The sequence below is a fragment of the Rhizobium cauense genome (assembly GCF_019511525.1).
GTDB classification, from domain to species: Bacteria; Pseudomonadota; Alphaproteobacteria; order Rhizobiales; family Rhizobiaceae; genus Rhizobium; species Rhizobium cauense.
Genome location: NZ_JAEUAT010000024.1, coordinates 85,241 through 97,014 on the forward strand (window position 1 = coordinate 85,241; position 11,774 = coordinate 97,014).

The 11,774-nt window shown below is 60.2% G+C and carries 16 protein-coding genes and 1 pseudogene; 9 read left to right on the forward strand and 8 right to left on the reverse strand.

What is annotated here, in order from left to right; genetic code table 11:
• Window positions 1–126: 126 nt before the first annotated feature.
• The 5 genes from JNB88_RS29780 to hemP are packed head-to-tail and all read right to left on the reverse strand — an operon-like array spanning window position 127 to window position 4,193.
• Complete coding sequence (locus tag JNB88_RS29780) at window positions 127–918, reverse strand: heme ABC transporter ATP-binding protein (protein WP_220358600.1); 792 nt, start codon at window positions 916–918, stop codon at window positions 127–129.
• 10 nt (window positions 919–928) lie between these two features.
• The gene (locus JNB88_RS29785; RefSeq protein WP_037137188.1) at window positions 929–2,041 is read right to left on the reverse strand and encodes a FecCD family ABC transporter permease; all 1,113 of its coding nucleotides are present in this window, start codon (window positions 2,039–2,041) and stop codon (window positions 929–931) included.
• A 2-nt stretch (window positions 2,042–2,043) separates the two neighbouring features.
• Entirely contained in the window at window positions 2,044–2,940 is an 897-nt protein-coding gene (locus tag JNB88_RS29790; protein ID WP_220358601.1) for a heme/hemin ABC transporter substrate-binding protein, read from the reverse strand.
• A gap of 8 nt (window positions 2,941–2,948) precedes the next feature.
• Entirely contained in the window at window positions 2,949–4,001 is a 1,053-nt protein-coding gene (locus JNB88_RS29795; RefSeq protein ID WP_037137190.1) for a hemin-degrading factor, read from the reverse strand.
• Window positions 4,002–4,010: 9 nt separating this feature from the next.
• The gene (gene hemP / locus JNB88_RS29800; protein ID WP_037137191.1) at window positions 4,011–4,193 is read right to left on the reverse strand and encodes a hemin uptake protein HemP; all 183 of its coding nucleotides are present in this window, start codon (window positions 4,191–4,193) and stop codon (window positions 4,011–4,013) included.
• 141 nt (window positions 4,194–4,334) lie between these two features.
• Between hemP and JNB88_RS29805 the strand changes: the two genes are divergently transcribed.
• From JNB88_RS29805 to JNB88_RS29830, 6 genes and pseudogenes are all read left to right on the forward strand, one after another.
• A complete protein-coding gene (locus JNB88_RS29805) occupies window positions 4,335–4,778 on the forward strand; it encodes a hypothetical protein (RefSeq protein WP_220358614.1) in 444 nt (147 codons plus the stop codon).
• A gap of 56 nt (window positions 4,779–4,834) precedes the next feature.
• On the forward strand, window positions 4,835–6,127 hold the full coding sequence (gene tolA / locus JNB88_RS29810; protein ID WP_220358602.1) for a cell envelope integrity protein TolA: 1,293 nt from the start codon (window positions 4,835–4,837) through the stop codon (window positions 6,125–6,127).
• Between the two features lie 109 nt (window positions 6,128–6,236).
• Window positions 6,237–6,644, forward strand: a complete 408-nt coding sequence (locus JNB88_RS29815; RefSeq protein WP_037137194.1) for a DUF2325 domain-containing protein — start codon at window positions 6,237–6,239, stop codon at window positions 6,642–6,644.
• Window positions 6,641–6,910 (forward strand): hypothetical protein, encoded by a 270-nt coding sequence (locus JNB88_RS29820; protein WP_037137195.1) that lies wholly within the window; start codon window positions 6,641–6,643, stop codon window positions 6,908–6,910. Before JNB88_RS29815 ends, JNB88_RS29820 begins: the two co-directional genes overlap by 4 nt.
• A gap of 10 nt (window positions 6,911–6,920) precedes the next feature.
• The gene (gene hmuQ, locus JNB88_RS29825) at window positions 6,921–7,235 is read left to right on the forward strand and encodes a heme-degrading protein HmuQ (protein WP_220358603.1); all 315 of its coding nucleotides are present in this window, start codon (window positions 6,921–6,923) and stop codon (window positions 7,233–7,235) included.
• Window positions 7,236–7,596, forward strand: a pseudogene (locus tag JNB88_RS29830) (VOC family protein).
• Here JNB88_RS29830 and JNB88_RS29835 read toward each other — a convergent pair.
• Both JNB88_RS29835 and JNB88_RS29840 read right to left on the reverse strand, forming a co-directional pair.
• Window positions 7,589–7,969, reverse strand: a complete 381-nt coding sequence (locus tag JNB88_RS29835; RefSeq protein WP_220358604.1) for a DUF423 domain-containing protein — start codon at window positions 7,967–7,969, stop codon at window positions 7,589–7,591. The pseudogene JNB88_RS29830 and the gene JNB88_RS29835 sit on opposite strands and share 8 nt — an antisense overlap.
• A gap of 8 nt (window positions 7,970–7,977) precedes the next feature.
• On the reverse strand, window positions 7,978–8,367 hold the full coding sequence (locus JNB88_RS29840) for a group II truncated hemoglobin (RefSeq protein ID WP_220358605.1): 390 nt from the start codon (window positions 8,365–8,367) through the stop codon (window positions 7,978–7,980).
• Between the two features lie 147 nt (window positions 8,368–8,514).
• On the opposite strand from JNB88_RS29840, the gene JNB88_RS29845 reads away from it, so the two are divergent.
• From JNB88_RS29845 to olsC, 3 genes are all read left to right on the forward strand, one after another.
• On the forward strand, window positions 8,515–9,075 hold the full coding sequence (locus JNB88_RS29845; protein ID WP_220358606.1) for a TetR/AcrR family transcriptional regulator: 561 nt from the start codon (window positions 8,515–8,517) through the stop codon (window positions 9,073–9,075).
• A gap of 15 nt (window positions 9,076–9,090) precedes the next feature.
• On the forward strand, window positions 9,091–9,432 hold the full coding sequence (locus JNB88_RS29850; RefSeq protein ID WP_037137200.1) for an SMR family transporter: 342 nt from the start codon (window positions 9,091–9,093) through the stop codon (window positions 9,430–9,432).
• Between the two features lie 138 nt (window positions 9,433–9,570).
• The gene (gene olsC, locus JNB88_RS29855; protein WP_220358607.1) at window positions 9,571–10,413 is read left to right on the forward strand and encodes an ornithine lipid ester-linked acyl 2-hydroxylase OlsC; all 843 of its coding nucleotides are present in this window, start codon (window positions 9,571–9,573) and stop codon (window positions 10,411–10,413) included.
• A 623-nt stretch (window positions 10,414–11,036) separates the two neighbouring features.
• Here the strand turns inward: olsC and JNB88_RS29860 are convergent.
• The coding region (locus JNB88_RS29860; RefSeq protein ID WP_220358608.1) for an efflux transporter outer membrane subunit at window positions 11,037–11,774 on the reverse strand (738 nt) is incomplete at its 5' end.

The window sequence follows — 11,774 nt, forward strand, 5'->3', positions numbered from 1 at the left end:
TGAAGCTGCCTGGTTCAACACAGGGCCGTCACCGAAGTTCGCATGAAGATTGTCGCCCGGCAATGACCCACATCGTCAATTGCTTAACGCGGCCAACCGTCAAAGGTTCCACTACGCTGGATTGTGTCAGGTCTGGATCGCACTATGCGCAAGCACGAACGGCGTGCCGTCGAAAGGAACCTGATTGATCCGAAGAGCACAGCCGAAAACCGATTCCATCGTCTCATCGGTCATGACATCGCGGACGCTGCCGGCCGCGGCGACTTGACCGGACTTCATGAGCACGATCTGGTCGGCAAAAAGGGCGGTCAGATTGAGGTCGTGCATCACAGCAATGACGCCGCCGCCTGCCTCGCAGAATTTTCGCGCCAGGGTCATGATCGTCAGCTGATGGCTGATGTCGAGGCTGGAAACCGGCTCGTCAAGCAGAAGCCAGCATGGGTTTCCGTCGACTATGGGCTCGGCGATCTGGCAGAGAACCCGCGCGAGCTGTACGCGTTGTTGCTCGCCGCCCGAAAGCTCCTGGTAGAAGCGTCCCTGAAAGCCGTCGAGGTCTACAGCGGTCAATGCCTTTGCGGCGACCTGGTCCGCCTTGTCCGGGTTGCGATTGAGGCCGGTGTTCAACCCCATTCGCACAATCTCGCGCACCGTGAACGGGAAAGAGATGGCGCTTGCCTGCGGCAGCACGCCACGCATGGTGGCCAACTGCCATGGCTGGAGCGTGCTGACATCCTGTCCGTTGAGGCGAATGGAGCCCGCATAGGGGAGTTCGCCGGAAACAGCCTTCATAGTGGTCGTCTTGCCGGATCCGTTTGGGCCGGCAATCGCCGTGAGCTGACCAGCCTGGGCCGCAAAGCCGACCTGGCTGACGATGGTCTTGCCCGAAAGGCGCACGGAAACGCCTGATACTTCGATCATTGCTCGATACTCAAAGGGCAAGGCGCGCGCGATGCCGCAACAAAATCCAAAGGAAGAACGGGCCGCCGACTGCGGCCGTTATGATGCCGATCGGCAATTCGGCCGGTGCGACAATCGTCCTGGCCAGGACATCCGCGAAAATCAGCAGTGAACCGCCGAGAAGCGCCGAAGCGGGCAACAGGAACCGGTGATCGGGGCCGATCGACATGCGAAGCACGTGCGGAACCACGATGCCGACGAAACCGATGCCTCCGCTGACGGCGACCGAAGCGCCGGTCGCGGCGGCGACGGTGACGATGGCGATATTCTTCAACCGTTGTACGGGGATGCCCATGTGAAAAGCAGTCGCTTCGCCGAGCGTGATGGCGTTCAGGCCTCGGGCCATGAACGGAATGGCAGCGAATGAGAGAAGAATGATTGGCGCGGCAGCGGCAATCTTCGCCCATGTCGCTCCGGCAAGCGACCCCATGCCCCAGAACGTGAGGTCGCGCAGCTGCTGATCATTGGCCATATAGATCAGCAGCCCGGTGAGCGCGCCGGCCAGCGAGCCGAGCGCGATGCCCGCTAGCAGCATCGTGGCCACCGATGTCTGACCGTTGCCGGTCGCTATCCGATAAAGCAGCCAGGTGCTGGCAAGGCCGCCGCCGAAAGCTGCGATGGGCAGCGCGTAGATGCCAAGCAAAGTGTATAGCGGTGCGGCAAAGGTGCTGGCGAGCACGATGATGACCACTGCACCCAAGCTCGCCCCCGAGGAGACGCCGACAAGTCCCGGATCCGCGAGCGGATTGCGGAACAATCCCTGCATGATGGCGCCCGAGACGGCAAGCGAACCGCCGACGAGGAAGCCGAGGATCGCACGCGGCATACGGATATCGAAGATGATGATCCGGTCGCGTGCGTTCAGCGCCTCATCCGAGCCGGCCATGTTGGCGATGACATCGAGGAACGAGGCATTCGAAGCACCCGTGGTGACTGAAAACAGCAGCGACAGGACGGAGCCGACCGCAAGTAGAAGGATCGCCAACAGGGCGAGGCGACTACGATCGCCCGTCCTGTGGAGTTCCCGGAGACCTGTCAGCGAGAACATGCCGCGCTCCTGCCCCGTCGCGTCCTGCAGAGCCATCATCAGCTCCCGTAGATCGCCGCATTCAGTTCACGCACGGCGCTGGCCGTGCGGGGACCGAAACCCAGCAGATGCAGGCCATCCATACGGATAATCGCCTTGTTCTGCGCTGCCGGCGTCAAGGCCAGTGCGGGCTGCTTCAGAAGGTCTTCATTCTTGGTCGCCGAGCCGTCGCCACGGTTCATCATCAAAATGACGTCGGGCTTGGCTTCAATGATCGCTTCGTCGGTCAGCGGTTTGTAGCCCGGGAAATTGCCCACGGCATTGACGGATCCCGACAGCTTGATGATACCGTCGGCAGCCGTGCCGGTTCCCGAGGCCATGATCTTGCCGCCCTGCGTGCTAAGGATGAAAAGGATGCGCTTGCGCTCACCCTCGGGGCGCTTCTGGGCGTCTGCAATCGCCGCGTCGAGGTCCGCGCTGACCTTTTCCTCCAAAGCCTTTGCCTTGTCGGGCTGACCGAGGAGTTCACCGACGCGGTCGATCTTCGCGAGAATGCCCTCACGGGTATAGGCGTTCGGCACGGTCTCAAAGGGCACGCTTGCCCCCTTCAGCACGTTCAGGGCTTCGGGCGGTCCCGATCCCTCGATCGCGATGATGGCGGTGGGGTTCATCGCAAGGATGCCCTCCGGCGACAATGCCCGCATGTAGCCGACATCCGGGAGTTTCGTTGCCGCTTCCGGGTACAGGCTTGTCGTGTCGCGGGCGATCAGCTTGTCCTGCTCACCAAGCGCATAGATGATCTCGGTGACATCGCCGCCAACCGACACGAGGCGGGCCGTATCCAGTTTTTCTGCGGCCAGCGCAAATGGTGCGGGAGCCAGCGAGAGGGCGATGGCCGCCGCCGACAATGTCATTGCCCAGCGCCGCTTGTGGCGCGCTTCCTTACGCATCGTCATCCCCTTGCTCAAGCCGCGACGCTTGTTCCTGCACGCGGCAGGTTTTCCATGATCGAACGCCAATCGGTGCGCTCGTCGGTGCCTTCCTTACGCTTGCCGAAGAACTGGATGATCATTTCGCCCTCGGCATTGTAGGCCTCCAGCGACGTTACATGGCCGTCCTTGGTCGGCTTGCGCACGGCCCATGTCTCGGCAATGTGGTCTTGCCGCAGGTGCAGATGGAAGGTCGGATCGAGGACGTTGATCCACGGACCCATCGGCTGCACGTTGAAGATCGGTCCGGAATGGATCTGCACGATGCCGTTGTTGGCCACGAAGCACATGATCGGCAGGCCCGCCTTTACCGAAGCATGCATCATCTCTGCCGTCGCCGTATTGTCGAGCTGCCACGCATAGTCGTCGCCGACGGTGCGCACGGCGGCCTGACGGCCGATCTTCAGCTTGCGCAGCATGCCAAAAAACTCATGCGTATCGGTGAGCTTGCTCCAGTGCTCGCGCAATTCGTCACGCGTAACCTCGCCGCTTTCATCCGCGGATGAAGACGCCGGATCGGCAACGAACTCCTGCGACTGATCCTCGAGCTTCAGATCGCGGACGATGGCGTGATAGGCTTCGACATTCGAGTCCGGGCGAAGATGCACCTTGTGAACCGCGTTTCCGGCCTTGTCGAAATACTGCAGGCTGAGACGCTCTTGGTCGCCATCCTTTTTGGAAACGGCAAAGGCATGCGCCCAGCGATTGGGGAAAATGCGCAAATCGATGTTTTCGCCAAGCACGATAGAAGCATGCGGTCCCGCAGTGATGTTCTCGTAGACGCCGATCTTCTCGTGAACGGCGCTTTCGTTGCGGGAAAGGGCCATGACCTCGCCGAGTTCGGCGACCCGCTCCAGAAGCTTCAGGGCGCTGCCATCGATACGGGTTGCGCTGATGCCGACTTCGGCCGCTACGAGCGCTGCCTCAGAAATCTTGAGCTGAGCTGCGATATCGCGCTCGCGCATCTTCGGATTTTCTGCGCGGAATGCGCGAATGTCGGCCGGAGCCGGTTTTGTCGTTTCAGTCATGTCCTAGCCCTACTTATTGAGAATGAGTTTGCCCTGACGGGTGATTTTCATGCGGTAGACCACGCCGTCGTGACGGATCATGATTTCGGTCGCTCCGCGAAAAATGTCTGCACTTTCCAGAACGCGCATCTCTGCCGTTGGTTCGCGCTGCAGCGACGCATGGCTTAAGGTATTTGGCTTCTCAACCATCATCTTCGGTTGGTTTTTTCCACTCGTTCCGCAGCGTCCAGGCGCCCCGAAAACCATAATTATCTTGACTCTCATAGTCATCATTTTTTAATGACGCAATAGCGGAGTTTGTTCGTCAAGTTTTAGAGTCTACTGATGGAAGGAATGGCAGTGAGCAAGGTTGCAGCGCTCTTGGTGAGCGGTCTGATCGTGGTTGCAGGCGCGTCGCAGGTTTTTGCTCAGGATGCGGCGGCAGCGTCACCGGCGAAGGGCCTTGAAGTGGAGCTGAACGGTCTTGCGCCATCGCAAAAGGGCTGCATGATGACCTTTGTCGCGCTCAACAACCTTACCGCGCCGATCAACAAGATTTCCTTCGAGCTTGCGTTCTTCAACGACAAGAATGCGGTCGACCGGGTGACAGTCCTGGACTTTCGCGATCTGCCGGCAGGCAAGAAGCGTGTGCGCCAGTTCGACATGCCGAACGTCAAGTGCGAGAGCGTGACGCGTTTGCTCATCAACGATGCACCGGTCTGCGACGGACCGGCTGCTGGCGAGTGCATGAAGGGTCTTGTGACCCGCTCCCAGGTTTCGATTCCCTTCGAGGGTTGATTGGTTCGCCGGCATGACGCCGGCGAATTTCTGTTAGCGGTCCGAGGCAGGCGTAAATGGCAGTTTCAGCAAAATCCAAATCGAGAGTCATTCTCGTTGAGGAACCGGTCGCTGAGGGCGGAATGAACGACAACAGCCCAGGGATGCACCCAGGCCACGAATTGTCCGACCTTCGCAATGTGCCGCGCCAGCCCGCTGCCGAGGCTTCTATCCACTACGCCCGCCTGGCATTGATAGAGTCCTTCCCACAGGATCCGCAGAGCGCGAGCAGGACCGTTACTGCCGCGCCGTCGATGGATGCGAGCGTCGAAAAGGACGGGAGCGCAAAACCGCGCCAACGCAATGTGGTGATGGCGTGCCTTAGTTCCTTTGGCTTTCACGCACTAATCGCCGTTCTGCTTGTTTTCCTGGTGGTTCCGCCGCCGGATATGGCTGTCGAAGAGGCCGGCGAAGTGGTGAGCGTCATCATCCTCGGTGATTCCGATGCGGACCAAGCAGCAGCTGGCGAGGAGGCTGAGGAGCCGCAACCCGAGCAGATCGTGGCCGAAACCGTGCAGGCGCAAACAGTGCAGCCGACGACAACGACGCCGATCGAGACGGAGCCCACGGAAGTGATGCCTGTCGCGCCCGCTCAGGAAGTAACCCGCGTTTCCCCGGAGAATGTGACAGCCGCCGAACCTGAGGTCCTGACCTCGATGTCACCTGCGGAAACATCCGTCGTTCAGCCGATGGCAATGGAAGTGCCTCCGGTAAGCGCTACGGAAATACCTCCTGTTGCCCACGCCGCACCTGCGGAGGTGCAGCCCGTTGAGCCCGTGGAGACGGCAGCGCTCGCTCCGGAACCTGACAAGCCGACGCCCGAGCCTAAGCCAAAGGTCGAAAAGCCCGTCAAGAAGCCGGTTGAAAAGAAGGAGCCGCCGAAGAAGGCCAAGCAGAGTGCTGGTTCCGGCGGTGAAAACAAGCAGGATTCGAAGAAGGGCTCCGTGGACGGAACCGAGACGGCAACGTCCGGCCAGAACTCGCGAGGCGTCGGCAGCAGTGGCGGTGCGGGGAGCGCAGCCGTCGCTAACTATCCCGGCAAGGTCCAGTCGCGTATCAAGCGCGCCATCAAGGTGCCGTCGGAATACAAGCGCATGAGCGATACGATGAGTGTGCGCGTCCGCCTTACAATCGGGGCCAGTGGCGACCTGAACGGTCTGTCCGTTGTGCGAAGCTCAGGAATTTCCGCGCTGGATCAAGTCGTTGTCGAGGGTGTTCGCCGGGCGGCGCCATTTCCTCCGCTTCCCGCCGAATGGGGTAAGCCAGTCTGGTCGTTCACCCAGGATCTTCAGGTGACAGGCCGTAGATAAAATATGACTGTTATCATCAACTTTATACTTTACTCTAAAAATCAAGTTTAATAAGGTCCCCCGGCACACGCAGGAATCGTGTGACGATCAACGAGCGAACGGGTGGGCAATGGCTCGAAAGACGAAGAAGGGTTCTAACCGCGAGATCCGCGTAAGCGCTGGGATCGAGACGGTTCAGGAAACGTCCGGACGGTCCAAACTTGATGGACGCAGTTTCCTGTATGTCGGCGGCCGGGACTGCCAGGTGGCGCATCTTCGCCAGATTGCCAGCAACTTCGGAGCGGAACTGATCCATCATGACGGCGGTTTGCGCGAGGCGGTCTCTCGCATCGATACCGTGCTGCCTTCGGTCGACTGCGTCTTTTGCCCGATCGACTGTATCAGCCACGATGCCTGCCTGCGGGTGAAGACCGGCTGCAAGAAATTCGGCAAGGCTTTCATCCCCCTTCGAAACGGCAGCAAGTCCAGCCTGGAACGCGCGCTGCAGACAATGAACGAACGAGACAATTCCCGATGAATGAAGAACGCCCTGACGGGGTCATGATGATCGGCCTGCACAAGCTCGCCGCACAAAGAGGTGACGGCCTTGTGCCGGAGCTGTACGATCTGCTGGTCCGGAATGCTGAGCGGCGCCGAGACTATCCCAACGTATCGGAGTTTCCCCTTTGGGAGGCGCGGATGCCTGGCCAGAATCCCGAGAAGCCACTTGGACTGGAAGCCGCGAACGGCAATAATGTCGTTGCTTTCGCGCCAGCGCGCGCCGGCGGGAAGAACAAAGCGTAGGGATCATTTCATGTATATTGCGATGAATCGTTTCAAGGTCGCGGTTGGATCCGAGGGAGACTTCGAGGACGTCTGGCGCAATCGCGATTCCAGCCTCTCGCAGGTTCCCGGTTTCGTCGAGTTCCGCCTGCTGCGGGGCAAGACGAATACGGAAGAGGACTACACGCTGTTTTCCTCGCACACGCTCTGGAAGAGCGAGGACGATTTCGTGAACTGGACGAAGTCGGAAAACTTTCGCGCCGCGCACCGGAGTGCCGGTGAGCGCAAGGCCATGTACAAGGGGCCTCCTGTGTTCGAAGGCTTCAATGTGGTGGCCGGCATCTGAATGACCGAGCTTGACCCCGATCGTATCGAGGTCATGCCGGTGTTGCCATCGCTTGATCTCGACGAAACGCTTGCCTTCTATCGTGACGAGCTTGGGTCTAGCGGGATCATCTAACCGGTCTCCAGACTATCTCCTGCGCCGCGACGAGATGGAATTGCATTTTGGCTGGTGCAATCGGGCGCTATGCGAAGCGACTTCCGTCTGTTCGCGAAGGTCGGATCGGCGCTCGCCATGCGGAGTATCAAGAGCGAACGGCGGCTCGCCTGACCGCTATCGAGCCACGGCCATGGGGCATGGAGAATTCTATGTCCATGACCCGCACGGCAATCTGCTTCGGCATCGACGTATACCCGTCAAGTGAGCGATCGGCGCGGACGCACGAAGGCGCCAACAGCAACCGCAAGCCAGCCGAACATCATCGCAAATCCACCGGTGGGCGCAGCCATCGGAAACAGGCCGGAACCTGCATAGCGCAAGACGACGAGATCGCCGGCGAAGAGCAGCGTACCGATGCCGATGAGCGTGCCGGCGAGCCATGCGGTCCGCAGCTTCTCGGCACCGATCGCCAGAGCGAGCAGAGCAGGGGCGTGCGCCAGGCACATGGCTGAGGCGGACGCGACCAAATGCGCGTCACCGCCACCATGAGCGGCTGCGGCGGCCAACGCCACGCCCGCAAAACCGAGCAGGCCGGCGAGGAGATAGAGAAGCGGCGCAATGCGCTCGTTCAGCGTCATGGTTGTTCCTATTCCTTGTTCTGCATGTGGTAGGCGAGCCGTTCGATCGGCGGAAGGATGATCTCGCGCAGCTTCGGATTGGCGACAGTTTCTTCAAGCGCTTGGCGAAAGCAGGCCAGCCACTCGTCACGTTCGAGAGGGCCGATTTCGGCAACGAAATGGCGGCTTCTGAGGCGCGGGTGGCCGCGCTTGTCGGTATAGAGCGGCGGGCCCCCGAGATATCCTGTCAGGTATTCGTAGAACTTCTCTTCACTGCTCTCCAGCGTGGGCGGATGGACGGCGCGGACATGATGCGCCTCCGGCAGAGTGTCCATCAGTTCATAGAAGCGGCGGGACAGCGCTCGCACGGTCGCATCGCCGCCAATTGCCTCATAAAGCGTGATGACTTGTTCGCTCACGGGTTCCAGTCCTCAAGAATGATGCTCTTAATGCACTGCGAGCAAGAGGACTGCAACTGTCAGGATCAGCACGCGGCAAATCGTCCGATGGCAAGCGGGCAAGACAAAGATCTTGACAAAACCGTCTGGACGGTATCTTCTAAGAGCATGTCTACCGCTCATCATCGCCGCAAGCAACCTCTCGTCGTTCGCCAGCAACTGCTGGACGTGGCCGCGCGTCTGACGAAGGAACTGGGGATGGCGGCTGTCACACTGGATGCAGTCTCCGGCGCGTCAGGTGTGAGCAAGGGTGGACTTTTGCACCATTTCCCGACGAAGAATGCGCTTCTGGACGCTCTTTTCGAGAGCCTTCTGGATCGCTTCGACGCCGATATCAATGAGCGCATGCGCGAGGATCCGCTGCCGCATGGCCGCTTCAGCCGCGCCTATCTGCATGCCGTCTCGGATCTCAGGGACAGCCCCGACGAGGCCGCTCATTGGGCGCAGGTTACGGTGGCGCTGCTCGCCGAGCCTCGGCTTCGACAGCGCTGGCGTGTATGGGTGCAGGAGCGGACGGAAGAATATGTGGGCACGGATTCGTCGATCGACGCGCAAATCGTCCGGTTCGCCGCCGACGGCCTCTGGCTGGCCGATACCTTGGGCAGCCATGACAACGGCGGCGATCGCCCTGCGCTGATTGCCCGTCTCGTCGAGCTGGCCAACAAGTAGAGTAGGACTCCCGCCATGGCTCCAGTCGCTGTCTATGCGCTGCTCTTTGCTGCGATCGTGCTCGAAGTCGTCGGGACGACGGCATTGCAGCTGTCACAGCAGTTCACCCGCGTTGGGCCGACGATTGTCCTGGTCGTCTGCTACGTGGCGGCATTCTATTGCCTGTCGATGACGCTGAAGATTATCCCTGTTGGCATCGCTTATGCGATCTGGAGCGCGCTGGGCATCGTGCTGATTTCGGCCGTTGGGCTTATCTATTTCAAGCAGCGGCTCGACGCGCCGGCAATCATCGGACTCGGGCTCATCATTGCTGGCGTGCTGGTGGTGAACCTCTTTTCCAAATCCATTTCCCATTGATTTTAATGGTGCGCGGCGTATCTCGTCCGTAAGCTGGCATTGCCGCGACATTTCACCCTTCTGCGCGAGCTTGCGAAACGCGCCGTCATGTCCATATCCTTTGGACTTTCGAACGCATTTATACGCATTGGACAGCCCATGACCGACCACACCGCTGATGCAGGAATCCCTGAACGCTCAACACAGGCCGTAAATCAATCGTTCGGCACTGCCGGGATTGCGCCGATGGACCGGCCGAGCGCAATTACGCGCTTCTTCATGGGCATCGTCGCCTGGGCGGAAGGACTGAACTTCAAATACGCCAAGCTCGGCAACCCGCCGGTCTACGATACGGCGACGTTTCCCTGGGCAGCCGAGGTTGAGAAGGCGTGGCCGCAGATCCGGACCGAACTGGACCGCGTGCTCGCACGCCAGAGCGAATTGCCGACATTCCAGGATATCTCGACCGACGTGAAGACAATTTCCACCGACGCCGGCTGGAAGACTTTCTTTCTTGTAGGCTTCGGCGTGAAGTCGGAGCAGAACATCAAGGCGTGCCCGCAGACCTGGCAGGCGGTGCAGAAGATACCGGGTCTGAAAACCGCGATGTTCTCGATCTTCGAACCGGGCAAGCATCTGCCAGCCCATCGTGGACCTTACAATGGCGTGCTGCGCCTGCATCTAGGCATGATCGTACCTGAACCCGCGGACAAGCTGGCTATCCGGGTCAAGGATCAGATCTGCCATTGGCAAGAAGGAAAGGTGCTGATCTTCGACGATGCCTACGAGCACGAGGCCTGGAACCACACCGACAAGACACGGGTGGTACTTTTCGTCGATTTCGTGAAGCCGCTGAAATTTCCCGCCCGCCTCGTCAATTGGGCTTTGATGAACCTTGCGGTGTTCACGCCCTTCATTCGTGAGGGGTTGGATAACCACAAGGAGTGGGAAAAGAAGTTCTACGCGGAGGCGGAGGTCTTGCGAAACAGGCCACAAAGCTGAGGTGGAACCCGGCGTGGTGGGAGGATAAGCCGCATCTGAATGGAGCCGACCCCGACCCCTCAGTTGCTGTTTGCCGCCATCCATCTTCGTTTGGCCTTGGTGGCCAAATACATCACGTAGTTCTCTGCAGCATCCGCGAGATGAAGAGCAATTTCCTCTTCTCTCCATCCCGCCGCGACAGCGCGATGGACAACATCGGTGATTGCCGTTTTGCAGACGGCTTCGCATTCTCGCGAGCGTGCCAGGTCTTCGGCGCTGTGTTTCGGAGAAGTGATGTTCGACATGGCGGCAAGATGCCACAATTCGCCGTGTTTTCAACAGGATGCTGATGGCGTGGTTAGCCGGTATGGTTAAATGCAGGCTGTCGGATAAGACGTGACCGCGGTGGCTGCATCAAAAAGAAAATGGCGGCCGCGCATGCGCCAATGTGATACTTCCAGCGTGGCTAATATGTGCCGGTTTCGTTCAGTAGCGGTTGATGTTTTTTGAGTTCTCTTGCTAGCAAATGAGAGCTCGGTCACGCGACGCTCCGGCATGCGGGCTCGACATGGACTAAACTGTGATTAGTGGCGCAGCGCCAATAAAAAAGCCCCGCGTTTGCGGGGCTTTCTGTCTGGTTCTGCTCAGCTTGCCTTTGGCGGTGCTGTTGTGCGCGGCGCGCCTGGATTGTATCCGCCGCCGATGGCGACGTTGAGGGAGACGTAGTCGGTGGCCATCTGCTGGATGGCAGCGGCAAGGCTTGCCTGGGCCAGCGACACCTGGCGCTGCGCATCGAGCACGTCGAGCAGCGAGGAGGCGCCGTCCTTGTAGCTGGCGGTCGACAGTTCGAGCGTTTCCTGGGTGGTCTTCACCTGGGCGCGCAGCGCTTCCACCGTCTGGGCGTCGCGGCGTACCGCCGACAGCGCGTTCTCGACCTCTTCGACGGCTTCGAGCACCGTCTGCTTCCAGGTCAGATACTGCGTCTTGGCATCCGACTTGGCGATGTCGACATTGGCGCGCAGGCGGCCGCCGTCGAAGATCGGCAGCGTCAGGGTCGGGCCGAACGACCAGGTGGTCAGGCTGCCGCCGGAGAAGCCGGCCGGCTTGACATAGGTTGGCGAGATCGAGCCCGACAGGGTGATCGTCGGATAGAGCTGCGAGATGGCGACGCCGATATTGGCGGTGGCCGCCGCCAGATTGCGCTCGGCGACGCGAACGTCGGGCCGGTTTCGGATCAGGTCGGCCGGGATGCCCGAGGTGATGCCGCCGCGGAAGATCGGCTGCGGCGCGCCCTTCAGGAGATCGCCGAGCAGCGAACCGGCCGGCTGGCCGAGCAGCGTGGCGATGTGGTGGGCGGCGACGCGGATGTTGGTCTCCAGCCC

What these genes read in the sequence shown, in the direction of transcription:
- JNB88_RS29780 (WP_220358600.1), bottom strand. Translation starts at nt 918, where the DNA reads ATGATCGAAGTATCAGGCGTTTCCGTGCGCCTTTCGGGCAAGACCATC.
- JNB88_RS29785 (WP_037137188.1), bottom strand. Translation starts at nt 2,041, where the DNA reads ATGGCTCTGCAGGACGCGACGGGGCAGGAGCGCGGCATGTTCTCGCTG.
- JNB88_RS29790 (WP_220358601.1), bottom strand. Translation starts at nt 2,940, where the DNA reads ATGACGATGCGTAAGGAAGCGCGCCACAAGCGGCGCTGGGCAATGACA.
- JNB88_RS29795 (WP_037137190.1), bottom strand. Translation starts at nt 4,001, where the DNA reads ATGACTGAAACGACAAAACCGGCTCCGGCCGACATTCGCGCATTCCGC.
- hemP (WP_037137191.1), bottom strand. Translation starts at nt 4,193, where the DNA reads ATGATGGTTGAGAAGCCAAATACCTTAAGCCATGCGTCGCTGCAGCGC.
- JNB88_RS29805 (WP_220358614.1), top strand. Translation starts at nt 4,335, where the DNA reads ATGGCAGTGAGCAAGGTTGCAGCGCTCTTGGTGAGCGGTCTGATCGTG.
- tolA (WP_220358602.1), top strand. Translation starts at nt 4,835, where the DNA reads ATGGCAGTTTCAGCAAAATCCAAATCGAGAGTCATTCTCGTTGAGGAA.
- JNB88_RS29815 (WP_037137194.1), top strand. Translation starts at nt 6,237, where the DNA reads ATGGCTCGAAAGACGAAGAAGGGTTCTAACCGCGAGATCCGCGTAAGC.
- JNB88_RS29820 (WP_037137195.1), top strand. Translation starts at nt 6,641, where the DNA reads ATGAATGAAGAACGCCCTGACGGGGTCATGATGATCGGCCTGCACAAG.
- hmuQ (WP_220358603.1), top strand. Translation starts at nt 6,921, where the DNA reads ATGTATATTGCGATGAATCGTTTCAAGGTCGCGGTTGGATCCGAGGGA.
- JNB88_RS29835 (WP_220358604.1), bottom strand. Translation starts at nt 7,969, where the DNA reads ATGACGCTGAACGAGCGCATTGCGCCGCTTCTCTATCTCCTCGCCGGC.
- JNB88_RS29845 (WP_220358606.1), top strand. Translation starts at nt 8,515, where the DNA reads ATGTCTACCGCTCATCATCGCCGCAAGCAACCTCTCGTCGTTCGCCAG.
- JNB88_RS29850 (WP_037137200.1), top strand. Translation starts at nt 9,091, where the DNA reads ATGGCTCCAGTCGCTGTCTATGCGCTGCTCTTTGCTGCGATCGTGCTC.
- olsC (WP_220358607.1), top strand. Translation starts at nt 9,571, where the DNA reads ATGACCGACCACACCGCTGATGCAGGAATCCCTGAACGCTCAACACAG.